The organism is Pseudomonas bananamidigenes (assembly GCF_001679645.1).
In the GTDB taxonomy this organism is placed as follows: domain Bacteria; phylum Pseudomonadota; class Gammaproteobacteria; order Pseudomonadales; family Pseudomonadaceae; genus Aquipseudomonas; species Aquipseudomonas bananamidigenes.
In genome coordinates, this window is record NZ_LRUN01000010.1 from 98,842 (window position 1) to 122,818 (window position 23,977).

23 protein-coding genes and 1 pseudogene are annotated in these 23,977 nt (G+C 60.3%); 16 read left to right on the forward strand and 8 right to left on the reverse strand.

Features of this window, described 5'->3' with window-relative positions:
* Nucleotides 1-2: 2 nt before the first annotated feature.
* Together BBF94_RS05010 and BBF94_RS05015 are read right to left on the reverse strand one after the other, a co-directional pair.
* Complete coding sequence (locus tag BBF94_RS05010) at nucleotides 3-1,040, reverse strand: alpha/beta hydrolase family protein (protein WP_065257943.1); 1,038 nt, start codon at nucleotides 1,038-1,040, stop codon at nucleotides 3-5.
* Between the two features lie 235 nt (nucleotides 1,041-1,275).
* Nucleotides 1,276-1,887, reverse strand: coding sequence for an FMN-dependent NADH-azoreductase (locus BBF94_RS05015; protein ID WP_065257944.1), 612 nt, complete (start codon nucleotides 1,885-1,887; stop codon nucleotides 1,276-1,278).
* 130 nt (nucleotides 1,888-2,017) lie between these two features.
* Here BBF94_RS05015 and BBF94_RS05020 point away from each other — a divergent pair, with 130 nt between their 5' ends.
* Entirely contained in the window at nucleotides 2,018-2,926 is a 909-nt protein-coding gene (locus BBF94_RS05020; RefSeq protein ID WP_065257945.1) for a LysR substrate-binding domain-containing protein, read from the forward strand.
* Nucleotides 2,923-3,282: an MmcQ/YjbR family DNA-binding protein gene (locus BBF94_RS05025; RefSeq protein ID WP_065257946.1), complete on the forward strand. Its 360-nt coding sequence runs from the start codon at nucleotides 2,923-2,925 to the stop codon at nucleotides 3,280-3,282. Before BBF94_RS05020 ends, BBF94_RS05025 begins: the two co-directional genes overlap by 4 nt.
* A 4-nt stretch (nucleotides 3,283-3,286) precedes the next feature.
* On the opposite strand, the gene BBF94_RS05030 is transcribed toward BBF94_RS05025, so the two are convergent.
* Together BBF94_RS05030 and BBF94_RS05035 are read right to left on the reverse strand one after the other, a co-directional pair.
* Entirely contained in the window at nucleotides 3,287-3,712 is a 426-nt protein-coding gene (locus BBF94_RS05030; RefSeq protein ID WP_065258021.1) for a DUF1294 domain-containing protein, read from the reverse strand.
* A complete protein-coding gene (locus BBF94_RS05035) occupies nucleotides 3,709-4,539 on the reverse strand; it encodes an undecaprenyl-diphosphate phosphatase (protein WP_065257947.1) in 831 nt (276 codons plus the stop codon). Before BBF94_RS05035 ends, BBF94_RS05030 begins: the two co-directional genes overlap by 4 nt.
* Nucleotides 4,540-4,843: 304 nt before the next feature.
* Here BBF94_RS05035 and BBF94_RS05040 point away from each other — a divergent pair, with 304 nt between their 5' ends.
* From BBF94_RS05040 to BBF94_RS05080, 9 genes are all read left to right on the forward strand, one after another.
* Nucleotides 4,844-6,478: a methyl-accepting chemotaxis protein gene (locus BBF94_RS05040; protein WP_065257948.1), complete on the forward strand. Its 1,635-nt coding sequence runs from the start codon at nucleotides 4,844-4,846 to the stop codon at nucleotides 6,476-6,478.
* Between the two features lie 81 nt (nucleotides 6,479-6,559).
* On the forward strand, nucleotides 6,560-7,123 hold the full coding sequence (gene pnuC / locus BBF94_RS05045) for a nicotinamide riboside transporter PnuC (RefSeq protein ID WP_065257949.1): 564 nt from the start codon (nucleotides 6,560-6,562) through the stop codon (nucleotides 7,121-7,123).
* Nucleotides 7,120-7,644 (forward strand): AAA family ATPase, encoded by a 525-nt coding sequence (locus BBF94_RS05050; RefSeq protein ID WP_065257950.1) that lies wholly within the window; start codon nucleotides 7,120-7,122, stop codon nucleotides 7,642-7,644. Before pnuC ends, BBF94_RS05050 begins: the two co-directional genes overlap by 4 nt.
* A 343-nt stretch (nucleotides 7,645-7,987) precedes the next feature.
* Nucleotides 7,988-8,437, forward strand: coding sequence for a hypothetical protein (locus tag BBF94_RS05055; protein ID WP_065257951.1), 450 nt, complete (start codon nucleotides 7,988-7,990; stop codon nucleotides 8,435-8,437).
* Between the two features lies 1 nt (nucleotide 8,438).
* A complete protein-coding gene (locus tag BBF94_RS05060) occupies nucleotides 8,439-9,008 on the forward strand; it encodes an adhesin (protein WP_065257952.1) in 570 nt (189 codons plus the stop codon).
* Nucleotides 9,009-9,079: 71 nt separating this feature from the next.
* Nucleotides 9,080-10,048: a heme utilization protein gene (locus BBF94_RS05065; protein ID WP_065257953.1), complete on the forward strand. Its 969-nt coding sequence runs from the start codon at nucleotides 9,080-9,082 to the stop codon at nucleotides 10,046-10,048.
* Between the two features lie 63 nt (nucleotides 10,049-10,111).
* On the forward strand, nucleotides 10,112-10,792 hold the full coding sequence (locus BBF94_RS05070; protein WP_065257954.1) for a C39 family peptidase: 681 nt from the start codon (nucleotides 10,112-10,114) through the stop codon (nucleotides 10,790-10,792).
* A 44-nt stretch (nucleotides 10,793-10,836) separates the two neighbouring features.
* Entirely contained in the window at nucleotides 10,837-11,583 is a 747-nt protein-coding gene (locus BBF94_RS05075; RefSeq protein WP_065258022.1) for a hypothetical protein, read from the forward strand.
* A 46-nt stretch (nucleotides 11,584-11,629) separates the two neighbouring features.
* Nucleotides 11,630-12,937, forward strand: coding sequence for a hypothetical protein (locus BBF94_RS05080; protein WP_065257955.1), 1,308 nt, complete (start codon nucleotides 11,630-11,632; stop codon nucleotides 12,935-12,937).
* Between the two features lie 80 nt (nucleotides 12,938-13,017).
* Here BBF94_RS05080 and BBF94_RS05085 read toward each other — a convergent pair whose 3' ends face one another.
* Nucleotides 13,018-14,343, reverse strand: coding sequence for a sigma-54 dependent transcriptional regulator (locus tag BBF94_RS05085; RefSeq protein ID WP_065257956.1), 1,326 nt, complete (start codon nucleotides 14,341-14,343; stop codon nucleotides 13,018-13,020).
* 344 nt (nucleotides 14,344-14,687) lie between these two features.
* Between BBF94_RS05085 and BBF94_RS05090 the strand changes: the two genes are divergently transcribed.
* The 3 genes from BBF94_RS05090 (at nucleotide 14,688) to nhaB (ending at nucleotide 18,102) form a co-directional block, all read left to right on the forward strand.
* Nucleotides 14,688-14,954, forward strand: coding sequence for a hypothetical protein (locus tag BBF94_RS05090; RefSeq protein ID WP_065257957.1), 267 nt, complete (start codon nucleotides 14,688-14,690; stop codon nucleotides 14,952-14,954).
* A 281-nt stretch (nucleotides 14,955-15,235) separates the two neighbouring features.
* Nucleotides 15,236-16,525: an NHL repeat-containing protein gene (locus tag BBF94_RS05095; protein ID WP_065257958.1), complete on the forward strand. Its 1,290-nt coding sequence runs from the start codon at nucleotides 15,236-15,238 to the stop codon at nucleotides 16,523-16,525.
* 74 nt (nucleotides 16,526-16,599) lie between these two features.
* Nucleotides 16,600-18,102, forward strand: a complete 1,503-nt coding sequence (gene nhaB / locus BBF94_RS05100; protein ID WP_065257959.1) for a sodium/proton antiporter NhaB — start codon at nucleotides 16,600-16,602, stop codon at nucleotides 18,100-18,102.
* A 45-nt stretch (nucleotides 18,103-18,147) separates the two neighbouring features.
* On the opposite strand, the gene BBF94_RS05105 is transcribed toward nhaB, so the two are convergent.
* The 3 genes and pseudogenes from BBF94_RS05105 to gnd all read right to left on the reverse strand — a co-directional run bounded on the left by BBF94_RS05105 (nucleotide 18,148) and on the right by gnd (nucleotide 21,453).
* Nucleotides 18,148-18,957: a Cof-type HAD-IIB family hydrolase gene (locus BBF94_RS05105; protein WP_065257960.1), complete on the reverse strand. Its 810-nt coding sequence runs from the start codon at nucleotides 18,955-18,957 to the stop codon at nucleotides 18,148-18,150.
* Nucleotides 18,954-20,476 (reverse strand): annotated as a pseudogene (gene zwf / locus BBF94_RS05110) (glucose-6-phosphate dehydrogenase). The gene BBF94_RS05105 and the pseudogene zwf overlap by 4 nt, the downstream one beginning before the upstream one ends.
* Nucleotides 20,473-21,453 (reverse strand): phosphogluconate dehydrogenase (NAD(+)-dependent, decarboxylating), encoded by a 981-nt coding sequence (gene gnd / locus BBF94_RS05115; protein WP_065257961.1) that lies wholly within the window; start codon nucleotides 21,451-21,453, stop codon nucleotides 20,473-20,475. Before gnd ends, zwf begins: the two are co-directional and overlap by 4 nt.
* A gap of 274 nt (nucleotides 21,454-21,727) precedes the next feature.
* Here gnd and BBF94_RS05120 point away from each other — a divergent pair, with 274 nt between their 5' ends.
* On the forward strand, nucleotides 21,728-21,910 hold the full coding sequence (locus BBF94_RS05120; RefSeq protein ID WP_065257962.1) for a DUF6026 family protein: 183 nt from the start codon (nucleotides 21,728-21,730) through the stop codon (nucleotides 21,908-21,910).
* 213 nt (nucleotides 21,911-22,123) lie between these two features.
* Entirely contained in the window at nucleotides 22,124-23,872 is a 1,749-nt protein-coding gene (locus BBF94_RS05125) for a phosphoethanolamine transferase CptA (protein WP_065257963.1), read from the forward strand.
* The last annotated feature ends 105 nt before the right edge of the window (nucleotides 23,873-23,977 follow it).

Below are 23,977 nucleotides of genomic sequence, written 5' to 3' on the forward strand. Positions count from 1 at the left end.
GCTTACTGGTCCGCCGTCTGCATCCCCGCCCGGGAGGGCTTGCCCAGCGCGTGGGAAAAAAACCGCCCGGCTTCGGAAATCAGGTTGCGATGGATGTCTTCACGATCCACGCCATCGGCATCGGTACACAGTGCCGGCATGGCGATGATCTGTTGTTCCGTGCACGGCGCCATGAATACGAAATGCCCGGCTCCGGCCAGCAATTTGAAGTCCGGCGCAGTCGGCAGTTTGCGCGCCAGGGCGGCGGCATTCTTGTCGAACGCCACCAGTTTGTCCCCGTCTCCGCTATACAGCAGCACCGGCACATGCACGTCGGCGAGGGTGTGCCGGCCGAATTTCAAGCTCAAGGGCGCCATCAATAACAAGGCATGCACCCGAGGGTCGGCCACCGGTTGCAGGTCGTCGCGGTCGACGATCAGTTCACCGTTTGTATTGCAGGCGTCACGATCGTCCGGACGCTCCTGGCAATAACGCCGCAGGCGATCGAGGTCAGGTTGCGCACCTGAAAGGATCAGCGCGGTCTCGCCGCCCGCCGAATAGCCGATCACGCCAACCTGATCGGCGTTGACGAACGGTGCGAGCATGCGATCGCCGAGGGTGGCGGTAATGGCTTCGGAAATCTGGATCGGGCGGCCATACAGATTGCTCAAAGTGCCGAGGCGACTGTGATCCCGGGAGTTGTCGCCGGGATGAATGACCGCCACCACCACAAACCCCTTGCGTGCCAGCGACGTGGCGAGGTCGTGCAGCGCCAGCGGCGTGCCGGTGTTGCCGTGGGACAGCATCAGCATCGGAAAACGGCCGAGGGCGATTTTGGTGTCTTCGCCGGCTTCGACCGAATAGCCTTCGAGCAGGCTCATGTGCTCGCGGTCGCTGGAGGGGTAGAACGCGATGGCACGCATCGGTTGCAGGTCGAGCGGATCGAGGAACGTCATCTCGTGATAACCGACGCTCCAGCGTGGGTGCTGGCCGGGGGCTGCGTGCACTGAATTCAGGCTGCCGAGCAGGCAAATCAGTAACGTTGCACAAAGACGCATCATGGGATGCCCCACCCTGTTGTTACTCAATCGAAAGATCCGTTGTGTTCGACGCCCGAAACTCCGTGGTTCGGTGATCCGGCGCGGCGTTGCACTCAGACGTTGATCATCAGACTGCATAACCCGGGCCAGATTATGTAACAGTCAGACACAAAAAACTCCGTATCTGGCCCTTGCAGAACCAGAATACAGAGTTTTTTGGGTGTTGCCTGAACGAGAGCTGTTCTTTACGAAAGCCTTACGCAGCGGCGAACAGTTGCTCGCTGATGCGGGTCTGAGCCGCGCTCATGGCGTTGTTGCGGACTTCTTCACCGTAGGCCAGACCTTCGGCCCGGACGATTTCGATGTCGGTGATGCCCAGGAAGCCGAATACCAGTTTCAGGTAGTCTTCGTGAGCCACGCCCGAAGGCTGGCCGGCGTGGATGCCGCCCGAGGTGGAAACGATCACGACTTTCTTGCCACCGCACAGGCCTTCAGGGCCGGCTTCGGTGTAACGGAAAGTCTTGCCGGCGACGGCGATGCGGTCGATCCAGGCCTTGAGCTGGGTCGGCACGGTAAAGTTGTACATCGGCGCGGCGACAACGATGGCATCGGCGGCGATGAACTCGGCCAGGGTGTCGGCGCTCAGTTCGGCTTCGTGCTGTTGTGCGGCATCGCGCAGTTCAGCGGTGGTGCCAGCGGCAACCAGAGTGGTGGACGAGAAGTGGCTGATGGCGTCGGCCGCCAGGTCGCGGTAGGTCACCACAGCGCTTGGCTCGGCGGCCTGCCAGGCTTTGACGACTTCGGTGCTCAGCTGACGGGAAGCGGAGTTGTCGCCCAGAATGCTCGAATCGATGTGCAGCAGTTTCATTGTGGAATCTCCTGGAAAGAATCGCCGGTGGCGACGGAATGGAGACAATCCTACCGACGAAACCAATAGCTGATTAGACGGCAACAATGCGATAGTTTGTCCCACTGATAGAACAGTTGGATGTCCCCCCATGCAAGACCTCAACGATCTCTACTATTTCGCCAAAGTGGTCGAGGCCGGCGGATTCGCCGCTGCCGGCCGCTTGCTGGGCATTCCCAAGTCGCGGTTGTCGCGACGGATTGCCGAACTGGAAGAACGGCTGGGCGCACGCCTGCTGCAACGCACCACCCGTCAGCTGAAGCTGACAGCGGTCGGCGAACGCTATTTACGCCACTGCCAGGCGATGTTGCTGGAAGCGGAAATGGCCGACGAAACGGTGGCCAGCATGTCCAGCGAGCCACGGGGACGCTTGCGGGTTTCGAGCCCGACCGGACTGGCCCACGAAATGCTGCCGGTGGTGATCAGCAACTTCCTCGGCAAATACCCGCAGGTGCAACTGGAAGTCACCCTGCTCAACCGTCGCGTGGATCTGATCACCGAAGGCATCGACGTGGCACTGCGCGTTCGCGAGCACGGCGACGAAGAACCGATGCTGGTGACCCGTCGCTTGCGCCAGGCGCAAATGGTGGTGGTCGCGAGCCCTTCTTTTATACAGGGCGTGGAAATCAATCACCCGCAGGACTTGAAAACCCTGCCGGTGCTCGGTGCGCTGGAGGCTGATCGGATGGTGCATGTGCGCCTGCTCGATCAGCACGGCAAAAGCTGCGATCTGGCGCTGGAAGCCCGGTTGGGCATCGACGATTTCATCGTACGCAAGGCGTGTGTGCTGGCCGGCCAGGGCTTCACCCTGCTACCGATGATGTATTGCGAAGCGGAGCTGAACAACGGCACGCTGGTGCAGTTGCTGCCTGGCTGGTCATTGCCCGGCGGCTGGCTGCAGGCCGTCTACCCGCACCGACGCGGGGTGATGCCGGCGGTGCGTGCCTGGATCGACCATCTGGTGGAGTCCTTCAATGCCTGTGGAGAGCGGTTGTTATGAAACAAGGAAAGATGAGCGAAACGGATGTCGCAGACTTCTGCCTGGCATTGCCCGGCGCCCGTGACGACTACAAATGGGGCGGTGTGCGGGTGTTCTCGATTGCCGGCAACAAGATGTTCGCCTTGCAGGGACTGCGCGGTGAATCGCTGGCGTTCAAGGTCGACAAGGATCTGTTTCTCGGTCATTGCGACCGACCGGGCATTCACCCGGCGCCGTATCTGGCGCGGGCGCAGTGGATCATGATGCACCCGCCCTACCCCTTGAGCGCCGAGGAACTGCGAGGGTTGCTGCAACGCTCTCACCAGTTGGTGGTGAGCAAATTGCCGAAGAAAACCCAGGTGGGTTTGCTGCTGTAACGCCCTACCCCAACGACAGGCTCGAACCCAGGAACAACTGGTCGATCCAGAACACCTGGTGCAACGCGACGATCACCCAGAACAGCACCTGAAACGACACCTTGCGCGTCTTGTGCCGCAAGACCTGCTGGGCGATCAACGCGCCCGGCCAGCCGCCCGCCAGTTCCACGGCGTGCAGGACGTTTTCAGGCGTGCGCCAGGCCTCGGCGCGGGCCTTGCGCTTGTCGGCCCAGTACAGGAAAAACGCCAGCACGCTGACGATGCCGTAGGCCGCCAACGGCAGAAGGGAGATCCCGCGCAGCCACATCGACAGCGAGCCGGACAGCGGCAACGCACAGACGATCAGCCACACGAACAGCTTCAATTTCAAATGCTGGATGCGGCCACCGTAAGGGCCGCGATCCTGGCGGCGTGCGCGGGCATCACTCATGCCTTGGCCGCCGCCCAGTCCACCCAGCCGAACTGCCATGTCGCCAGAATCAACAGACCGAACACGATCCGGTACCAGGCGAATGCCGCATAACTGTGGCTGGCAATGAATTTCAGCAAGCCGCGCACGGCGATCATGGCGAACACGAACGCCGTGACAAAACCGATGGCAAACACCGGAAAGTCCGCCGGCACGAACAGGGCGCGATACTTGTAGCCCGAATAGACCGCCGCCCCCACCATGGTCGGCATGGCCAGGAAAAACGAAAACTCGGTGGCCGTCTTGCGCGACAGACCAAACAACAGGCCACCAATGATGGTCGAGCCGGAACGCGAGGTGCCGGGGATCATCGCCAGGCACTGGGCGAAACCGACCTTCAGCGCATCTTTCCAGGTGATCTCGTCGACCGTCTCGGCGTGCACCTCATGTTGCCGACGCTCGGCCCAGAGCATGATGAGGCCACCCACCACCAGCGCCGTCGCCACGGTGATCGGGTTGAACAGGTACTTGTGAATCAGATCGGCAAAAATCACACCCAGCACCACCGCCGGCAGGAAGGCGATCAGCAGGTTGGCGGTAAAACGCCGTGCGCCCGGCTGGGTCGGCAAGCCGATGACCACGTCGAGAATCTTGCGGCGAAACTCCCAGACCACCGCGAGAATCGCGCCGAGCTGAATGATGATGTTGAACGCCATGGCGCGTTCCCCGCCGAAATTCAGCAAGTCGGCGACGATGATCTGGTGTCCGGTACTGGAAATGGGCAAAAACTCCGTCAGCCCTTCTACAACTCCAAGAATCAATGCCTGCAAGGCGGTCCAAAGATCCATCAATCCCCCAGAGAGCGATGCACGGCGGCATGCCCCGATAGTATTTTTTTACGTTCACTGCGTTCAGCGTAGCGGTTTGTTGCTGTACCGATTCCGCGCGCAAAGGATCCACACGAAACGGTCAAAATTTCGTGAAACGGCAACTTGGGTTCAGGTTTTCACGCGCGGGGCCGAAATCCTAACAGACAAGCCGTAATCGCGCTGCCGCGCTCTACGACTTGGGTCGCGTATGCCCGGCCGGCGAAACGTGGTTGGATGCTGGCGTTGATTTATTACAAGAAAAAGAAACCGGAGTGACAGCGTTATGAACAGCTTGCGCAGTGTGTCGATCAGCCGACGCTTGTGGCTCATCTTGATTGTGGCGGTGGTCATGCTGTTGACCCTGGGTCTGTTGATGCTCAAGCAGATCCACGACGACCTGTATCACGCCAAGGCCCAGAAAACCCAGCATGTGGTGCAGACCGCCAGCGGTGTGCTGACCTATTACCAGGGTCTGGAAGCGGCCGGAACCCTGACCCGCGACGCGGCACAGAAACAGGCGCTGACGGCGATTCGCGGCCTGCGCTACGACCAGAACGACTACTTCTGGATCAACGACCTCACGCCCGTGATGGTCATGCACCCGACCAACCCCAAGCTTGAGGGCCAGAATCTTTCGGCGATTCGTGACCCGGACGGCTTTGCGGTGTTCAACGAAATGGTCGCCATCGCCAAGGCCAAGGGTGCCGGCATGGTCGATTACCGTTGGCCCAAACCCGGGGCCAGCGAGCCGGTGGCCAAGACGTCCTACGTGAAACTGTTCGAGCCCTGGGGCTGGGTGCTGGGCTCCGGCGTGTACGTCGACGATGTGCAGGCCGAGTTTCAGGGCCAGGTGGTCAAGGCGTCGGTTGTCGGGCTGGCGATTGCGCTGATCATGGGCGTGCTGGTGATCCTGATTGCCCGCAGCATCGTCCGCCCCTTGCAGGAAACCGTGAATGCCATGGCCAACATTGCCAGCGGCGAAAGCGACCTGACCCGCAGCCTCGACACTCACGGTCAGGACGAAGTCACCCATCTGGCGCATCACTTCAATGCCTTCACCGCCAAGCTGCGCCGGGTCATCGGTGAATTGCAGGCGTCCGCCAGCGCGCTGGGCGATTCCTCGCGGGAACTGGGCAGCGACGCCGCCCAGGCCCAGCAGCGCAGCCAGCAGCAGTCGCAGCAGATGGAGCTGGTGGCGACGGCCATTAACGAAGTCACCTACGGCGTGCAGGATGTGGCGAAGAACGCCGAGCATGCCGCCAGCGAAATGCGCGATGCCGAGGCTCAGGCACAACAGGGCCAGATCAACATCGATGGCAGTCTGCAGCAGATCGACACCCTGTCCGGCACCATCGATCAAGCGGTTGAAGTCATCCGCACCCTGGCGGCGGAAAGCACGCAGATCGGCAGCGTCCTTGAAGTGATCCGTTCGATTGCCGAGCAGACCAACCTGCTGGCGCTCAACGCCGCCATCGAAGCGGCCCGCGCCGGCGAACAGGGTCGCGGTTTTGCCGTGGTGGCCGATGAAGTCCGCCTGCTGGCGCAACGCACGCAGAAATCCACGGCGGAAATCCAGTCGATGATCGAGCGCCTGCAAAACCATTCCGAAGCCGCCGTGAAGGTGATCGGTGACAGCAGCAAGGCTTCACAGCTGACCATCGAGCAAGCCGGACTGGCCGGTGCCAGCCTCAATGCCATCGGCCAGGCGTTGCGTAACCTCAATGGCCTGAACGCCTCCATCGCCAGCGCGACCCTGCAACAGGCGCACGTGGTTGAAGACATCAACCAGAACGTTACCCAGGCTGCCGGCCTGTCCCACAGCACCGCACTGGCGGCCGAGCAATCCAGTGCAGCGAGCGTGCGACTGGGCCAATTGAGCGAGCAATTGAACGGATTGCTGCGCCAGTTCCGCGTCTGATCCCGGTCACCGGTGGGAGCTCACGCCCACCGGTTTTTGGGTACAATCCGCTCCCTCTTCTACTCCCTCCAAGGATCTTGCATGTCCGGGCTCGAACTGTTTGCCGCCGCCCTCGGTGTGATCGCCGTCTGGCTGACGGTCAAACAGAACCCCTGGTGCTGGCCGATCGGGCTGGTCATGGTGTTGCTCTACAGCTGGGTTTTCTTTGACGTGAAGCTGTATTCGGACATGCTGCTGCAGGTGGTCTACGCTGCGCTTCAGGTCTACGGCTGGTGGCAATGGACCCGTGCCGGAACGATGCACGACGGGCGTGAGGTCAGCCGGCTCGGCATGTCTTCGATGCTCAAAGGGTTGGCCATCGGCGCTGCCGGCAGCCTGCTGCTGGGCGGGGCCATGGCGCACTGGACGGATGCGGCGCAGCCCTGGCTCGATGCGGCACTCACCGCGTTCAGCCTGGTGGCGCAATTCTGGATGGCCCATAAACGCCTGCAATGCTGGGCGTTATGGTTCGTACTGGATGTCATCTTCGTCGGCCTGTTTCTCTACAAGGCGCTGTATCTCACCGCAGCACTGTACGCCCTGTTCACCCTGATCGCGGTGCAGGGCTGGCGGGAATGGCGCGCCGACCCGGCGCTGCGCGCATGAAAGTCGTTGTGCTGACCGGGCCGGAATCCACCGGCAAGAGCTGGCTGGCGAGCGAACTCCAGCAACGGTTCGGCGGTCTGCGGGTCGACGAGTACGTACGCTGGTTCATCGAGCAGAATCCTCGCGATACCTGCCTTGCCGACATTCCCGAAATCGCTCGCGGCCAGTTGCAGTGGGAGGACGAGGCGCGAGCGCAACAGCCTGATCTGTTGATTCTGGACACCCATCTGCTGAGCAACATGCTCTGGAGCCAGACCCTGTTCGGGGACTGCCCTGCCTGGCTGGAGAGGGAACTGCTGGCGCGCCGATACGACCTGCACCTGCTGCTGTCCCCGGAACAGATCGAGTGGACGGACGACGGTCAACGCTGCCAGCCGCAACTCGCTGAACGGATGGCGTTTCATGAGGCTACCAGGGACTGGCTGGAGCGACATCACCAACCGCTCAGGCTCATTCAGGGCAATTGGGCAGCTCGCCAGACCCAGGCTTTCGACGCCGTGCGGGCGCTGCTGGGACGCTGACCCGCTTTCGGGGCTTTCGACTCTGTTGCGGGTGAAAGTGTCCGATCCTGAAACACTCCCTTTAAGGCAAAGCGCCCGTTTCAACGGCCTTCATTGTTTTGTCACCCGACTTGTTACGCTCATGAAACACCTGCCCATGAACCCTTGTTCCAGAGCTTTGCAATGGGTACGGGCAGTTGTTTCGCCCGGGCTTTGTTTCAATCGTGAAACAGCTTTTGTATCAAGGCTGCACACCCATTCGCCAAGTCGTTGAAACCCCTGAACATTTAAAAACCGGCACAGCTTTCGCTCTCTCCTTCACAACGCTGACTAGGGCCAGCCCACTGAAGAAGGAATTGCCGCCGTGGGAAACATCAACAAAGCCTTTACCTGCCTTCTGCTGATCGGATCTGCAGCCAGCACTTTCCTCAGTTTCAACGTTCAGGCCGAAGGCAATGGCGTGATCGTGCTCAATCGCGAAGTCCAGCCGATTCCGATCGGGCGCAGCGCCCCGGGCAAAGACCCTTACCCGACCACAGTCAATGCCAACCCGTCCGGCCGCATCGACCAGGCAATGACCAGCACCGAACTCAATGACGGTGACTTTGCCAGTGTAGCCAGTGGCTCATCGATCCGCGGCAACATGGCAATAGGCTCCAGCCTCCCCGGCACCAACGTCCTGACCAATCCGAACGGCCTGCCCGGCATGACCGCCGGCCATGGCGGCGGCGGTGGCGGCACGATTTCCAACACCATCAACCGTTCCCTCAGCAGTGGTCTGGCTCCGCTGACCCGCATGGCCGGAGGCCAATGAGATGAATCGTTCCCTGATCCTTCTGGCACTGCTTGGCTGCACCAGTGCAATGGCCGACCCAAGCGCCGTGGACAGCGCCAACATTCAGAACTCGGGCGTGCAGTACAACGGCAATTTCAACGTCAACCAGGCCGCCGGCGACCAGCAGCAACAGACCAACGTCAAGTCGATTGCCATCGGCACGTCGGCCAGCGCCACCACCAGCGTTCACCAGAAAATCGACACGCCCGCCGACCGCTCGCTCAACGCGAGCTCGACCATTGGCGGCAACGCTTTCAGTAACGGCAACGGCGCACTGGGTGTGAACCAGGGTTCCGGTGCCAACAACCAGATGGCCAACGCCATGCGGATCAGCATCAGTGCTGCGCCGCAGAGCATGGACGACAGCGCACTTTCTCAACAGAACGTGGCGCTGTTACCGAACTCAGGAGCAACTGGTACCCCCGGCAGTCGCCAGGTCACGACAAGTGATCAGGCCTTCACCGGCAGTCGCGGGGTCATCCAGGTGAACCAGAGTGCCGGGGTGGGGAACCGAATGGCTAACACCCTGAGCATCCGGGTCGCTGACTGACCCAAACAAGAAGCAGTGCAATTAGAAAGTACCAACACTTAACCAACTAATAAGCACGACGGAGAAACACCATGAAACCTACAATGGCTCTCAAACCACTGGTTTTCGCACTCGCCGCAGTGATGGCAATCGCAGCTCAGGCAGGCGGCCGTGATGAACATCACGGTCATGATCATGGACCCAAAGGCCCAACCCTGGAAGAACTGCTGCAAATCACCGCCGGTGCAGGCGCTGCAGTGATCGACCAGCAAACCAGCGACGGCAACGTGGTGCTGAACCAGGGCACCAACAACAATGCCAACGCCAGCAACGCTGTCAACGGCGCCAACGGCAACATCGGCATGAACAACGCCGCAGGCGATGGCAACCAGCAAGACAACGCCGCCGCACTGGCCACCGCTGACGAAAGCTTCATCTTCGGCGCTGCGGTTTCCGCCTCCAGTGCAACTCAAATGAACACCGGCAACACCGTTGCGAACTACTCCAGCACCGCCAATGCCAGCCTCAACAACGTCGGCAACGGTGGCTCGGGCAACATCGGCGTGAACAACGCTGCCGGCGACTTCAACCAACAGAAAAACAACCTGGCAATCGCTGTATCCGGTGGTCGTGTAGCTAACGCCGCTGCTGCCGCCAACCAAACCTCGACGGGCCTGGGCGTCGCCAACAACGGCACTCAAACCTACAAAAAAGATACCCTCACTGGCACTGTCAACGCCGCCGGCGCATTCGTGGCCGCAGGCACCGCAGTCACCAAAGACGATGATCATGGTCACGGTGGCTATGGCAACAACGACAGGGGCCATGGCAAAGATCAGAAATCTGACTTCGTTGCCGTGGGTGTCTTCGGTCTGGCTGGCGTGACCACTCAACAAGTGCTGACTCCAGACGGCTGGAAAAACCCAGTCACCAACACCGCCAGCATGACCAACGTAGGCAACAACTGGTCCGGCAACGGTGGCTTCAACAACGCCGCCGGTGTTGGCAACCAACAAAGCAACTCGCTGTCCATCGCTGCAGGTTGCAAAGCCTGCATGTAATCGCGATCGAAACGAAAGCCCCGGAAACGGGGCTTTTCCTCAGTCCGCACAGGCGTATCGATCATGCGCAAGACAACCCTCCTCGCTCTGCTTTGCCTTTCCGGCCTCGCCCAGGCGGCCCAGATGCCCGTGGCTGCCCTGCCCGGTGGCACGCTCATCTACAAACACGTACAAAGCATCCGCGAGCGCAAGTTTTCCGACATCGTCGAACAAAAAACCGATTTCAGCTGCGGCGCCGCCGCTCTGGCAACGGTACTGCGCCAGGCTTATTGGCTCGACGTCGATGAAGAGCACATCATCAAAGGCATGCTGGTCAATTCCGACCAGGAGCTGGTCCGTACACAGGGCTTCTCCATGCTGGACATGAAGCGCTACATAGAAAGCATCGGCATGCGCGCCAGGGGCTACAAGATCCCACCGGAAAAACTCGACGCGGTCACTATCCCGGTGGTGGTACTGATGGAAATTCGCGGCTACAAGCATTTCGTGGTGTTGCAGCGGGCGGACAAGGATTGGGTCTACATCGCAGACCCGGTCTTAGGGCACAAACGCTACAACCATGATGACTTTGTCAAAGGCTGGAACGGTATCGTCTTTGCGATAGTCGGCCCCGGATACGACAAGAGCAATGCATTGCGCAGTCCTCCGGTACCGCTGACCGCCAAGAACAAGCTCGATACTTTCAACCCCGTCAAAGATGCTGAATTGATGGACTTCGGGTTCATACAGAGCGACTTCTTTTAATCGCCGATTATAAAGAGTGGGGCTGGATGTCCCGGGAGCAGCAGATGAAAACCTCATACTGGCTGGCCGCCGCCTGCCTGGCAGCGAGTGCGTCAGGCTATGCCAATGCAGGATTCAAACCCATAGAAATCCAGGACTCGGAGCTGTCTCAGCTTCGCGGTCGTTACGTCATGCCGGGGCGGATCATCAGCTTCGGCATTGTCATGAACAGCACCTGGCGCAACGCCAGTGGCGATCTGATCGGGGCTACGACCTCGATGCAACTGCAGGCTGCAACGATAAAACCCGAATTCTACGTCTCGACCATCAAGGAAACCGGCAACGGCAGCACCCCGCAAACGGGCACCGGCACCGTGACTGGCGGAGCGGGACTCAACAGTTCCCAGGGCGTGACCCAAAGCGTTCGCGCCGCCGGCGACGGCAACTCGGCCTACAACAACGTCGCCATCAATGTTTCCGAGGCCAATCAGGCACCGGCACTGGTGCCGGCTCAGGGCCAGGCCCTGGTTGCCGGACAAACGATTACCGGCAGCAATGCGGCCGGCAGCGTCGCCGTTTCGGCCACAGGCGGCGGCGTACAGATGGCCATCCAGGCCGCCGGCAATCAGGGCACCGCCCTGCAACAAGTGGCCCAGGGCGGGCTGCTGCAGAACACTCGCTTGCTCGGTAACGCGAACGTCGTCAACAACCTGACAACACTCAACGTAGTCCTGAGCAACAACGGCATGAGTGCCGGCGCTCTGGACTGCAATCTCTCTCAACTAAGAGCACTACGCAATATCGGATATTGAACTACGCTGAGTCTCGATCCATTGGGCTTAAAGGGACGGCTTATTCATGTATCGATCAGTATCACTGCGTGCCGCTGTATGTTTGAGTACTCTTCTACCCGCGGCGATGCTGCAAGCAGCACCCGATGCGGATGTTGAAACCTTGAAACGGGAGCTTCTGGAGCTCAAGCAACGATACGAAGTGCAACAGAAAGCCCTGGCGGTGCTCGAACAACGGGTGCGCCAGGTCGAGGATCAACCGGCTTCACCTCCACCCAAGCGTCTGGCCAAGTCGCCAGCCGACATGAAAGGCAATCCCAAAGTGGCCGCCGGTACCGGCGCCGCAGCAGCGTCGGGGGGCGCAGCGGGGGGCAGCGGGGCTTCTTACGGGCAGTCGCTGGCCGATGACTCGCAACCGGCACAGAGTGTGTCCAACCTGTACGACGAGGCCAGCGGCTTCTTCGGCGGTGGCAAGTTCAGCTTTGAAACCGGCATCACCTATTCGCGTTACGACACGCGCCAGTTGATTCTCAACGGTTTCCTGGCACTGGACTCGATCTTCCTGGGCAACATCAACCTTGACCGGATCAAGGCCGACACCTGGACCCTCGACCTGACGGGCCGCTACAACTTCGACAACCGCTGGCAATTCGACCTGAACGTGCCGGTGGTGTACCGCGAATCGACTTACCAGTCCGGCGGCGGCAACGGTGGCGCATCCAACGTCACTACCGAGCAGGACGTCACTCGCGATCCAACCATTGGCGACGTCAACTTCGGTATTGCCTACAAGTTCCTCGACGAATCGGTCAATACGCCGGACGCCGTGGTATCCCTGCGGGTCAAGGCGCCTACGGGCAAGGACCCGTTCGGTATCAAGCTGCGCAAGACCAACGACAACAGCAACCTGTTCGTGCCTGACACCCTGCCCACCGGCAACGGCGTCTGGTCGATTACACCGGGCATCTCGCTGGTCAAGACATACGACCCTGCGGTGCTGTTCGGCAGCCTCTCTTACACCCATAACCTGGAGGAGTCGTTCGACGACATCAGCTCTACCGTCAACCAGAAAACGCCGGGCAAGGTCCGGATCGGCGACAGCTTCCAGATCGGTGCGGGCATCGCCTTCGCACTCAACGAAAAAATGAGTATGTCGTTCTCGGTCTCCGACCTCGTACAACGCAAGAGCAAGCTGAAACAGGATGGCGGAGACTGGCAATCGGTGGTGTCCAGCGACGCCAACGCCGGTTACTTCAACGTCGGCATGACCATCGCGGCCACCGACAACCTGACCATCGTGCCCAACCTGTCCATCGGCATGACCGACGATGCCCCGGACTTCTCCTTCAGCCTGAAATTCCCGTACTACTTCTGACCGCCACAAATGAAAAGGCCCGCTGCGAGTGCATCGCAGCGGGCCTTTTCAGCTTCTTCCTTCCGAAGAAGCACCGCGCCCTAGCGGATCTGGTGTTTGTGCAGCAAACGATAGAAAGTCGGCCGGGAAACCCCCAGCACCTTGGCAGCCACACTGAGGTTGTCGCTGTGGCGGTTCAGCACATCGCAAAGCGCCTGGCGTTCGGCCCGGGTCTTGTAGTCTTCAAGGGTGCCCATCGGCGTGGCAAACGACTGCTGACTGATCAACCCCAGGTCGCGTGCCTCGATCTGCCGACCTTCGGCCAGCACCAGGCCGCGACGCACGCGGTTGGCCAGTTCCCGCACATTGCCCGGCCAGTCGTGCTTGCCCATGGCGATCAGCGCATCTTCACTGAAACTGCGTGGCCGGCGACCGGTCTCGTGGCTGTAGAAGTGGGAAAAGTGGTTGGCCAGCATCGACAGATCACCATGTCGTTCGCGCAGCGGTGCCGTCACCACCTGGAGCACATTGAGCCGGTAATACAGATCCTCACGGAAACGCTTCTTCTCGATGGCAGCTTCAAGGTCCACGTGGGTTGCCGCCAGTACACGCACGTCTACCGGGATCGGCTGGCTGCCGCCCACTCGTTCGATGTGTTTTTCCTGGAGAAAACGCAGCAGATTGGCTTGCAGTTCCAGAGGCAGATCGCCGATCTCGTCGAGAAACAATGTTCCGCCGTTGGCGGCCTCGATGCGTCCGACCTTGCGCTGATGAGCGCCGGTGAACGCGCCCTTTTCATGGCCGAACAGTTCGGACTGGATCAGATGCTCGGGAATCGCTCCGCAGTTGATCGCCACGAACGGTTTGCTGTGTCGCTGCGATTGCCGGTGCAGAGTGCGGGCGACCAGCTCCTTGCCGGTACCGCTTTCACCGCGAATGAGCACCGGCGACTCGGTGGGCGCCAGTTTGCTCAGCAGCTTGCGCAGCTCGCGAATCGGCTTGCTGTCGCCCAGCAATTCGTGTTCCGGCTGGTCCACATGAATCGTGCCCTGGCCGCGCAAACGCGCCATGCCGAACGCCCGACCGAGGGTGACTTGCACCCGCGACACGTCGAACGGCAGGGTATGAAAGTCGAAGAACCACTCGCAGACGAAGTCGCCAACATTCTGCAGCCGCAATACTTCCTGATTCAGAACGGCGATCCATTCGGTGCCGCTGCGACTGATCAACTCCTTGACGGCTTCCGGTCGTTCAAGATGAAAGGGCTGCAAACGAAGCAGGCCGACATCGCAACTGCGGTCAGCGGCATTTTCCAGACTGCAACTGTCGACATCCCAGCCGACCGCCCGTAAACCGGGCAGCAATCGGTGACAGTCGTCACAAGGGTCGACTACCAATAAACGTCGTAACGCAGGCGCTTCGCTCATGACTGTTCCTTGGCGCCAAATTATGGGAAATGATTGTAAAAACAGTCATTTGGCACACCTGGCTGTAACGTTAGCAAGAATTTGACGGCGCCTTGTATCGATTGCTTATAGGCGTACAAGCGAAGCAGTTATAAGAACCTGTTTTGTTAGTTGGCTATCGACTCGATTCTTTCAGCCAGCTTTCAAAAAGCGTCGTAATAAGGATTGTATGAAAGAAAGTCGAAATTTCTTCAAATCCTGTGTGACCTGCCGGCAGGTTGCGTGCATCAGTACAAGTAACTCGCCGAACGGTAAGCCCAACCGACGGCACATCACTTGATTGGGCACTACAGAGAGAAGAACCCATGACCGCCCCGCTCCGTATCAACGAAGCTCTTTTGATTGCCAACCGCGCATTTAAACCTTTCCAATGCGTGGCCTGGGCCCCACAAGACGGCAATGGCGAACTGAGCCTGACCGTCATCGACCGCACCAATTCGCAGATTGGCCGCACCCGCATTCCAAGCAGCGCCTATTCCGACCCGGCCCAACTCGAGCATTTGTTGCAACAGGCCCGCGCCGAACTGAGCGATGAGGGTTACACCCTGCAGTCCTGGTCGATGCCACATTGATTAGAGGGCTACGCGGATGACTTTCAAGTCATCCGCCCTCTTCCGTTAGTTGCCAAATCCTTATTAACTTCAGCTTCTTTGTATAACGCTCTTCGATACTTTCGCGCCTGAATGCTTGTCAGGCTTGCGACTGGTTCCAAAAGTCACTGTTCTGGCACAGTGCGACCCTCCACCTGTTAGTTCTGTCAGTTGTACTTGCAACTGTTCAGGGATTGAATGTTTCGCCATGCCGTCACCGACCGCTCTCACGGATCCGGGTCGACGCGCAAGGAGAAGCATGCATGTCAACTCACACCGCTATTGCGCTGCCGACACTCAGGAATAACGCCGGGCAACTCGACAAGGCTTTTGCCAGCAATGGTGTGACTCAGGTTTATTTTGCCGGCAGCCTCTGCAGTCTGACTCAGCACGTGGCTCTCGATCCGCAGGGACGCATCCTGGTGGCAGCCAAAGTCGGTACACCCCTGGGCTATCGATTCGGCCTGGCCCGATTGCTCGAAGACGGCTCGGCGGATCTGGGTTTCGGCTTTCAAGGCAGTGTGATCGGCTGGTTCGCCATCGGTTTCGAAGCCACCGGCAGTAAGGTCCAGGTCCTGCCCGACGGGCGAATTCTGCTGGCAGGCCTGCATTACGAGTCCGAACACCGTACCCTGCCCGCTCTGGCACTGTTCGATGAGCATGGCCGGCCCTCGGCGGACTTCGGTGATAACGGCGTCAAGATCGTGCGCCTGCCCGGCGATCTGTCCCTGGGGACCCGCGATACGTGGCTGCCGCCAGGTGTTCCGGGAGCAGAAGCCTGTGATTTTGCTGTCCAGAACGATGGACACATTGTGCTGATTGCCAATCATCACTGTTCGCTGGCCGACCACGTCGGCATGCTGATCCGCGTCAAGCCTGACGGCAACCTCGACGAAACCTTCAATGGTCGCGGATTTGTGATGGTCCGGCACTTGCTGCTCAATACCTGGCTCGGCGGCTTGTCGCTGCAGGCGGACGGGCGAATCGTGGTGGCGGGTGCGATCGACTTTCCCCAGGAAGGGCTGCTTGCTCGCTACCTGCCGGACGGACAGCTCGATGACCGTTTTGCGGTGGACGGCTTCCTCTCGTTCAAGGCTCAGGGACACAGCGCCCTGGCGACCCGGGTCATTGAATCGGGCCAGCACCTGCATTGCTTCGGCAGCAGCCGCGACCCGATTCGCTGCATGGCGCTGACGGTGCACCCTAACGGTCGCCCCGAACTGCATTGCAACAACGGTCAACCCAGTCTGCTGGACATCGGTCCCAGCGGTTGCCAGTGGAGCGCCGCGCAACCCATGCCGGACGGTCGGATCATCGCTGCCGGCGCCACCATCGGAGGCGTCGAAGCGGACTTCATCGTCGCCCGCTACCTGGCTGACGGCCAGCTCGATAACAGCTTTGGCGCCGGCCAGGGCTGGTTACGTACGCGCCTGGGCCGCAGTCTCGACACCGCCACGTCCCTGGCACTGCAACCGGAAGGCGGCATTCTGGTCGGTGGCTATTCGTTGGACGGCAACTACCGCGCCGTGGTGGCGCGCTATCTGAACCCATGATCAGAAACGTCCCACACTTGATCTTGCTCAACGCTTGCGGCACCTTGCGCGCTTCTTAAAGCAAGGAGCAACCGATGTCCGGTTCAATGGTCCAGGCGTTCGCGCACAACTTTCTCGGGCATTCGCCCCGCTGGTACAAGGCGTGCATCGTCGGGTTCCTGATTCTCAACGCAGTGGTGCTGTGGTTGGCAGGTCCTGTCGCTGCAGGCTGGCTGTTGGTGATCGAATTCATTTTCACCCTGGCCATGGCGCTCAAGTGCTATCCGCTGATGCCCGGCGGCTTGCTGCTGATCGAAGCGCTGTTGCTGAAGATGACCACTCCCCAGGCGCTGTACGAAGAGTTACAGCACAACTTTCCGGTGATCCTGCTGCTGATGTTCATGGTCGCCGGCATCTACTTCATGAAAGACCTGCTTCTGTTCCTGTTCTCGCGCCTGCTGCTGGGCGTGCGTTCGAAAATGCTGCTGGCGCTGATGTTCTGCTTTTTGTCGGCGTTTCTTTCGGCTTTTCTCGACGCGCTGACCGTGACCGCTGTAATCATCAGCGCCGCCGTTGGTTTCTATTCGGTCTATCACCGTGTCGCCTCGGGCAACGATCCGCGTCAGGACAGCGAATTCAACGACGATCAGCAGTTGCCGAAGCTGCATCACGAGGATCTGGAGCAGTTCCGTGCCTTTTTGCGCAGCCTGCTGATGCATGGCGCTGTCGGAACCGCGCTGGGCGGCGTCTGCACGCTGGTCGGCGAACCGCAGAACCTGCTGATCGGCCATGAGATGGGTTGGCACTTCGCCGAGTTTTTCCTCAAGGTTGCACCGGTTTCCCTGCCAGTGCTGGTCGCCGGCCTGCTGACCTGCCTGTTGCTGGAAAAACTGCGTTGGTTCGGCTACGGCACTCTGCTGCCGGACAACGTGCGCGCCGTGCTCGCCAATTACTCGGCCGAGGACAATGCCGAACGCACACCACGCCAGCGTGCCGCGCTGCTGGTACAGGCTGGTGCCGCATTGATCCTGATCGCCGGGCTGGCCTTTCATATCGCTGAGGTGGGCCTGATCGGCCTGATGGTCATCGTCCTGATCACCGCATTGACCGGCATCACCGACGAGCACCGCCTCGGCAGCGCATTCAAGGACGCCATGCCGTTCACCGCATTGCTGGTGGTGTTCTTCGCCGTGGTGGCGGTGATCCATGACCAGCAGTTGTTCGCGCCGTTGATCCAGTGGGTGCTGGCATTGCCCGCCGAGCAACAGCCGGGAATGCTGTTCATCGCCAATGGCCTGTTGTCGGCGATCAGTGACAACGTGTTTGTCGCGACGATCTACATCACCGAAGTGAAGCAGGCGTTCCTGTCCGGGCACATGAGCCGTGAACACTTCGAGACACTGGCCATCGCCATCAACACCGGCACCAACCTGCCGAGCGTGGCGACGCCCAATGGTCAGGCTGCGTTTCTGTTTCTGCTGACGTCCGCGATTGCGCCGCTGGTGCGGTTGTCCTACGGGCGGATGGTGTGGATGGCGTTGCCCTACACCCTCGTGATGGGCTTGCTCGGCTGGTATGCCGTGAGTTACTGGCTGTAGAAACAACAACGGGAGCCCTGGGGCTCCCGTTTTTTCATGGGCCGATCAACGCGGCAAAATGTACCGGTCGATGGCCTGCGCCACACCGTCCTCGGTGTTCGGCCCGGTCACCACGTCGGCCTGACGCTTCACGGCATCCTCTGCCTGCCCCATGGCGATCGACAGTCCGGCGACATGAAACATCGCCGGGTCATTGCCGCCGTCGCCAATCGCTGCCGTCTGCGCCAGTGGTACGCCCAGATGCTCGGCCAGCGTCGTCAGTGCGGTGCCCTTGTTGGCTTCCAGCGCCGTCACGTCGAGATACACCGGCTGCGAGCGCGAAACCTGCGCCATTCCATTGACCTTCGGCAGCAAGCGCGCCTCCAGCTCGATCAACAGTTCGGTGTTGTGGCTGGTGGCGACGATCTTGTCGATACGCTCCAGGTATGGCTCAAAGCTGTCCACCACCACCGGCGGATAACCCAGGCCATGCTGCTCACGCGGGACCATCGGCCCGTGAGGGTCCTTGAGCAGCCAGTCGCCGCCACTGAACACCCAGATTTCGACCTCCGGCTGATCGACGAACAGCGCCAGTGCCGTCAGCGCCGCCGTGGCCGGAAGGTAGTGAGCGACCAGAATGCTGCCGTCCGGGTTGACGATCGTGCCGCCGTTGAACGCGGCGGTCGGCAGATCGACGCCCAGGGCTTCGATCTGCTGCAACATGGCTTTGGGCGGGCGCCCAGTGGCGAGGCTGAACAGCACGCCCGATTCGCGCAACGAACGAACGGCATCGAGGGTGCGCTGACTGAGACTGTGATCGGGCAGCAACAGCGTGCCGTCCATGTCGCTCAAGACAAAACGGATCGGCTCACTCATCCGAGACCATGCCAGACGCGACCATCGCGAGTCAGCAGATCATCGGCGGCCTTCGGCCCGTCTTCGCCGGCGGCATAACGCTGTACGCTCGCGTCCTGCTGCCAGGCATCGAGGAACGGCTGCACCGCGCGCCAGCCGTTCTCGATGTTGTCGGCACGCTGGAACAGCGTCTGGTCGCCGGTCAGGCAATCGTAGATCAGGGTTTCGTAGCCGGTGGACGGCTGCATCTCGAAGAAGTCCTTGTAGGCGAAACCCAGTTCGATGTTGGCCATGTTCAGCGCCGCCCGGGCCGTTTGGCCAGCAGGTCGAACCACATGCCTTCGTTGGGCTGGATCTGGATACGCAGATAGGTCGGCTGCAATTCGTCGACTTCGGTGTCGCGGAACTGCGCATACGGCGCCGGTTTGAAACAGATGACGATCTCGGTGTCGCGCACGCTCATGCGTTTGCCGGTGCGCAGGTAGAACGGCACGCCGACCCAGCGCCAGTTGTCGATCATCACCTTGAGCGCCACATAGGTTTCGGTGGTGCTGTCGGGCGACACGTTGGCCTCTTCGCGATAACCGGCCAGCGGCTTGCCGTCGATTTCACCGGCGCCGTACTGACCGCGCACCGAGTTGGCCCGCGCTTCTTCAGTGGTCCATGGACGGATCGCGCCCACCACCTTGGCCTTCTCGCCCCGCACTGCGTCGGCGCCGAATGCGGCCGGCGGCTCCATCGCCACCATGGCCAGCAGCTGGAACAGGTGATTGGGCACCATGTCCCGCAGAGCGCCGGTGTGTTCGTAGAAACTGCCACGGGTTTCGACGCCGACGGTTTCGGCGGCGGTGATCTGCACGTGGTCGATGTAGTGGTTGTTCCAGAACGCTTCGAACAGGCTGTTGGAGAACCGGCTGACCAGGATGTTCTGCACGGTTTCCTTGCCCAGATAATGATCGATCCGGTAGATCTGCTTTTCCGACATGACCTTGAGCAGGCAGGCGTTTAACGCCTCGGCGGTTTTCAGGTCGGAACCGAACGGTTTTTCGATCACCACCCTTCTGAAGGCTTGCGGCGTTTCTTCAAGCAACCCGGCGCTGCCGAGACGGCGCACCACTTCGCTGAAGAAACGCGGCGCGGTGGCCAGGTAGAACACCGCATTGCCGGTGCCGCTGTCGGCGATTTTCGCCGCCAGCGCGGAATAAGTGCTGTCGTCCAGGAAATCGCCCTGAACATAGCTGATACCTTTGGCGAGCTTGGCCCACAAGGCCGGATCAAGCATCTGATCGCCCTTGCCGACCTTCGCCGCCACTTCGGTACGGATGAAATCTTCGAGCTTTTGCGCGAAGGCTTCATCCGTGATGGCGTTGTGGTCAACGCCCACGATCCGCAGATTGTCGTCAAGCAAGCCGTCGCGACTGAGGTTGTACAGCGCCGGCATCAGCAAGCGCTTGACCAGGTCGCCGTGGGCACCGAACAGAAACAGCGTGGTCGGTGGTGCGGGTTCTGCCTTGGATTTTCTGCGGATCGTATGGGTCATTTCTTCGGTGTCTCCACATGGCCGCCGAAGCCGAAGCGCTGGGCCGAGAGAATCTTGTCGCCGAACGTGCCCTGGCCACGGGAGCGGTAGCGCGAGAACAGCGAATTGGACAGCACCGGTACCGGCACCTTTTGCTCCATGGCCGCTTCGATGGTCCATTGGCCTTCGCCGCTGTCGGCCACGGAGCCGGAGAAACCGTCGAGTTTCGGGTCGACCGCCAGGGCATCGGCGGTCAGGTCGAGCAGCCACGACGACACCACGCTGCCACGACGCCAGACTTCGGCGATGTCGGCCACGTTCAGGTCGAAACGCTGATCTTCGGGCAACAGCTCGCTGGACTTGGTCTTGAGGATGTCGAAGCCTTCGGCGAAGGCCGCCATCATGCCGTACTCGATCCCGTTGTGGATCATCTTCACAAAGTGACCGGCACCGGCGGGGCCTGCGTGGATGTAGCCGTGTTCGGCGCGGTGATCATCGGACTTGCGGTCCCTGGTGCGCGGGATGTCGCCCATGCCCGGGGCCAGTGCGGCGAACAGCGGATCCAGGCGTTTAACGGTGTCGGCATCGCCGCCGATCATCATGCAGTAACCGCGCTCCAGGCCCCAGACGCCGCCGGAGGTGCCGACATCAATGTAGTGCAGGCCCTTCTCGGCCAGGGTCCTGGCCCGGCGGATGTCGTCCTTGTAGTTGGTGTTGCCACCATCAATGATGGTGTCGCCCGCTTCAAGCAGAGTGCTCAGGGTTTCAATGGTGTCTTCGGTCGGTGCGCCGGCCGGGAGCATGACCCATACGGCACGTGGCTTGGCCAGGCCAGCGACCAGCGCAGGCAGGTCGGCGACGCCGGTAGCGCCCTCGGCGGCCAGGGTGTCGACAAAGGCGGTATTGCGGTCGTAAACAACGGTGGTGTGACCGTTGAGCATCAGGCGCCGCGCAATATTGCCGCCCATGCGGCCCAGTCCAATAATCCCGAGTTGCATGTGCTGATGCTCCTTACTACAAATAAAAGTGTGTCAAAGGTTATAGCCCAACGCGCTCATGGAGGTTAGTCCAGAGCGTCGGTGTGAAGTTTCCGGGTATTGTGCCCGATCCAGACTGATAACGTCGGGAAACGTGGCGAAGACACAACGACCATGAAAAATAAAAAAGTTCCATTCACGAGCAAAAGAAACCAGAATCGGCGCCGATAGCAGATCAGGGTCCCGAAACCGGGACTTGACCTGCAGTTGAGACACGCCATTTGCGAGGTGAGCAATGGGCACAGTACACACAGCAATGCCGCCACAAACCCTGTACGTCACGATCCGCCGCGATGAATTGCGCCAGTTGCAGGATGAACGCGACCAGCTCAAACAAGAGTTGGCGCAACTGCGTCTGATGACCCAAGGCACCGAGCCAAAGCCTCTGCCGCGCGTCCAGCGTTCGCCGCACGCCTGATTGCCCGCCTGCCCCGGGAACGGCTGCCTGGCCGTTCCCGCATGATCCGCCTTTTGCCACGTGCGGCAACTCACGAAGTTTTCACACTCGCTTGTTGATACTCCGGCCCATTCTGCCGCGCACGTCCGTGCGCGGCTTCCGTTCGTCGGTTTTCATGTGCCCGTTTCATGAAATGGCCCGACGGTGGCAATGGTGATCGAGTTGGAGTGCTGAATGGCATTGTTCAAACGCAGCAAGTCTGCTGCGGCAGGTTTTGACTGGGCCGGTTTAATCTGGCTGTTCGTGTTCTTCTGGTACTTCTCCGGTATCACTCAACTGCTGATTCAGCTGACCGGCACCTCGGGCTTCACCGGGTTCCGTCAAGCCTTCGTGATGAGCGCGGTCTGGCTGGCGCCGATGCTGTTGTTCCCCAGACGCACCCGCATGCTTGCCGCCGTGATCGGCGTGATGCTGTGGGCCTGCTCGATGGCCAGCCTGGGCTACTTCTTCATTTATCAGCAGGAGTTCTCCCAGAGCGTCATCTTCATCATGTTCGAGTCGAACGTGTCGGAAGCCGGCGAGTACATCACCCAGTACTTTGCCTGGTGGATGATTCCGGCGTTTCTCGCTCACACCGCATTCGCGTACTTCCTGTGGACCCGCCTGCGTCCGGTCTACCTGCCTCGCGGCCAGGCTTTCGTGGCGGCCATGGCGATTCTGATCGCGGTGGTCGGTTATCCGCTGATCAAGCAGACCCAGCGCACCGGCAGCTTCGCCGGCGGTTTCGAGAAATTCGAAACCCGCATCGAGCCGGCCGTGCCGTGGCAGATGGCCGTGGCGTACCACCGCTACCTCGAAACCCTGAGCGAAATGCAGGGCATGCTTCACAGCGCAAGCAAGATCCCGCCGCTGCATAACCTCAAGGATGCCGGTGCCAATCAGCCGGCGACCCTGGTGCTGGTGATCGGCGAGTCCACCAACCGTCAGCGCATGAGCCTCTACGGCTATCAGCGCAAGACCACACCGGAGCTGGACAAGCTCAAGGATCAACTGTCGGTCTTCGATAACGTCGTCACCCCGCGTCCGTACACCATCGAAGCGCTGCAGCAGGTGTTGACCTTCGCCGACGAAGAGAATCCTGATCTGTACCTGTCCACGCCATCGCTGGTCAGCATGATGAAACAGGCAGGCTACAAGACCTTCTGGATCACCAACCAGCAGACCATGACCAAGCGCAACACCATGCTCACGACCTTTTCCGAACAGGCCGACGAGCAGGTGTACCTGAACAACAACCGCAACCAGAACGCCGCGCAATACGACGGCGACGTGATCGAGCCGTTCAACAAGGCCCTGACCGATCCGGCCCCGCGCAAGCTGATCGTCGTGCATCTGCTCGGCACCCACATGAGCTACCAGTACCGTTATCCGCCGAGCTTCGACAAGTTCCAGGATCGCGATGGCGTCCCGGCCGGTGTGCGTGACGATCAGGTGCCGACCTACAACAGCTACGACAACGCGGTGCTGTACAACGACTTCGTGGTGTCGAGCCTGATCAAGGACTACGCCAAGTCCGATCCGAACGGCTTCCTGCTGTACCTCTCCGACCACGGTGAAGACGTGTTCGATTCAGCGGGCCACACCACCCTGGGCCGTAACGAAAACAAACCGACCGCACCGATGTACACCATTCCGTTCATGGCGTGGGCCTCGCCGAAGTGGCGCGAAAACCACGACTGGAGCTTCGCTGCCGACCTGAGCCGGCCTTACAGCAGTGCTCACTTGATCCACACCTGGGCGGATATGGCCGGTCTGAGTTTCGATGAACTGGACCGCAGCAAAAGCATCGTCAGCGCCAGTTTCAAGCAACGCCCGCTGTTGATCGGCAACCCCTATGAACGTGAACAGCGCGCCTTGATCGACTTCAGCCTGATGAAGCCGAAAAAGCCCGAGACTGTCGTGAAGGAAGTGGTCAAGCAGTAACCTGGAAAGGGCCGGAAACGGCCCTTTTTTCATGCCTTCGCAACACCCGGAAATGACAATATTTCTCGTTTGTCACTAAATCGCCCTCTCCCCCTTCGTCTTTGA

Coding starts and splice junctions, on each gene's coding strand:
- BBF94_RS05010 (WP_065257943.1), bottom strand. CDS start 1,040: ATGATGCGTCTTTGTGCAACGTTACTGATTTGCCTGCTCGGCAGCCTG.
- BBF94_RS05015 (WP_065257944.1), bottom strand. CDS start 1,887: ATGAAACTGCTGCACATCGATTCGAGCATTCTGGGCGACAACTCCGCT.
- BBF94_RS05020 (WP_065257945.1), top strand. CDS start 2,018: ATGCAAGACCTCAACGATCTCTACTATTTCGCCAAAGTGGTCGAGGCC.
- BBF94_RS05025 (WP_065257946.1), top strand. CDS start 2,923: ATGAAACAAGGAAAGATGAGCGAAACGGATGTCGCAGACTTCTGCCTG.
- BBF94_RS05030 (WP_065258021.1), bottom strand. CDS start 3,712: ATGAGTGATGCCCGCGCACGCCGCCAGGATCGCGGCCCTTACGGTGGC.
- BBF94_RS05035 (WP_065257947.1), bottom strand. CDS start 4,539: ATGGATCTTTGGACCGCCTTGCAGGCATTGATTCTTGGAGTTGTAGAA.
- BBF94_RS05040 (WP_065257948.1), top strand. CDS start 4,844: ATGAACAGCTTGCGCAGTGTGTCGATCAGCCGACGCTTGTGGCTCATC.
- pnuC (WP_065257949.1), top strand. CDS start 6,560: ATGTCCGGGCTCGAACTGTTTGCCGCCGCCCTCGGTGTGATCGCCGTC.
- BBF94_RS05050 (WP_065257950.1), top strand. CDS start 7,120: ATGAAAGTCGTTGTGCTGACCGGGCCGGAATCCACCGGCAAGAGCTGG.
- BBF94_RS05060 (WP_065257952.1), top strand. CDS start 8,439: ATGAATCGTTCCCTGATCCTTCTGGCACTGCTTGGCTGCACCAGTGCA.
- BBF94_RS05065 (WP_065257953.1), top strand. CDS start 9,080: ATGAAACCTACAATGGCTCTCAAACCACTGGTTTTCGCACTCGCCGCA.
- BBF94_RS05070 (WP_065257954.1), top strand. CDS start 10,112: ATGCGCAAGACAACCCTCCTCGCTCTGCTTTGCCTTTCCGGCCTCGCC.
- BBF94_RS05075 (WP_065258022.1), top strand. CDS start 10,837: ATGAAAACCTCATACTGGCTGGCCGCCGCCTGCCTGGCAGCGAGTGCG.
- BBF94_RS05080 (WP_065257955.1), top strand. CDS start 11,630: ATGTATCGATCAGTATCACTGCGTGCCGCTGTATGTTTGAGTACTCTT.
- BBF94_RS05085 (WP_065257956.1), bottom strand. CDS start 14,343: ATGAGCGAAGCGCCTGCGTTACGACGTTTATTGGTAGTCGACCCTTGT.
- BBF94_RS05090 (WP_065257957.1), top strand. CDS start 14,688: ATGACCGCCCCGCTCCGTATCAACGAAGCTCTTTTGATTGCCAACCGC.
- BBF94_RS05095 (WP_065257958.1), top strand. CDS start 15,236: ATGTCAACTCACACCGCTATTGCGCTGCCGACACTCAGGAATAACGCC.
- nhaB (WP_065257959.1), top strand. CDS start 16,600: ATGTCCGGTTCAATGGTCCAGGCGTTCGCGCACAACTTTCTCGGGCAT.
- BBF94_RS05105 (WP_065257960.1), bottom strand. CDS start 18,957: ATGAGTGAGCCGATCCGTTTTGTCTTGAGCGACATGGACGGCACGCTG.
- gnd (WP_065257961.1), bottom strand. CDS start 21,453: ATGCAACTCGGGATTATTGGACTGGGCCGCATGGGCGGCAATATTGCG.
- BBF94_RS05120 (WP_065257962.1), top strand. CDS start 21,728: ATGGGCACAGTACACACAGCAATGCCGCCACAAACCCTGTACGTCACG.
- BBF94_RS05125 (WP_065257963.1), top strand. CDS start 22,124: ATGGCATTGTTCAAACGCAGCAAGTCTGCTGCGGCAGGTTTTGACTGG.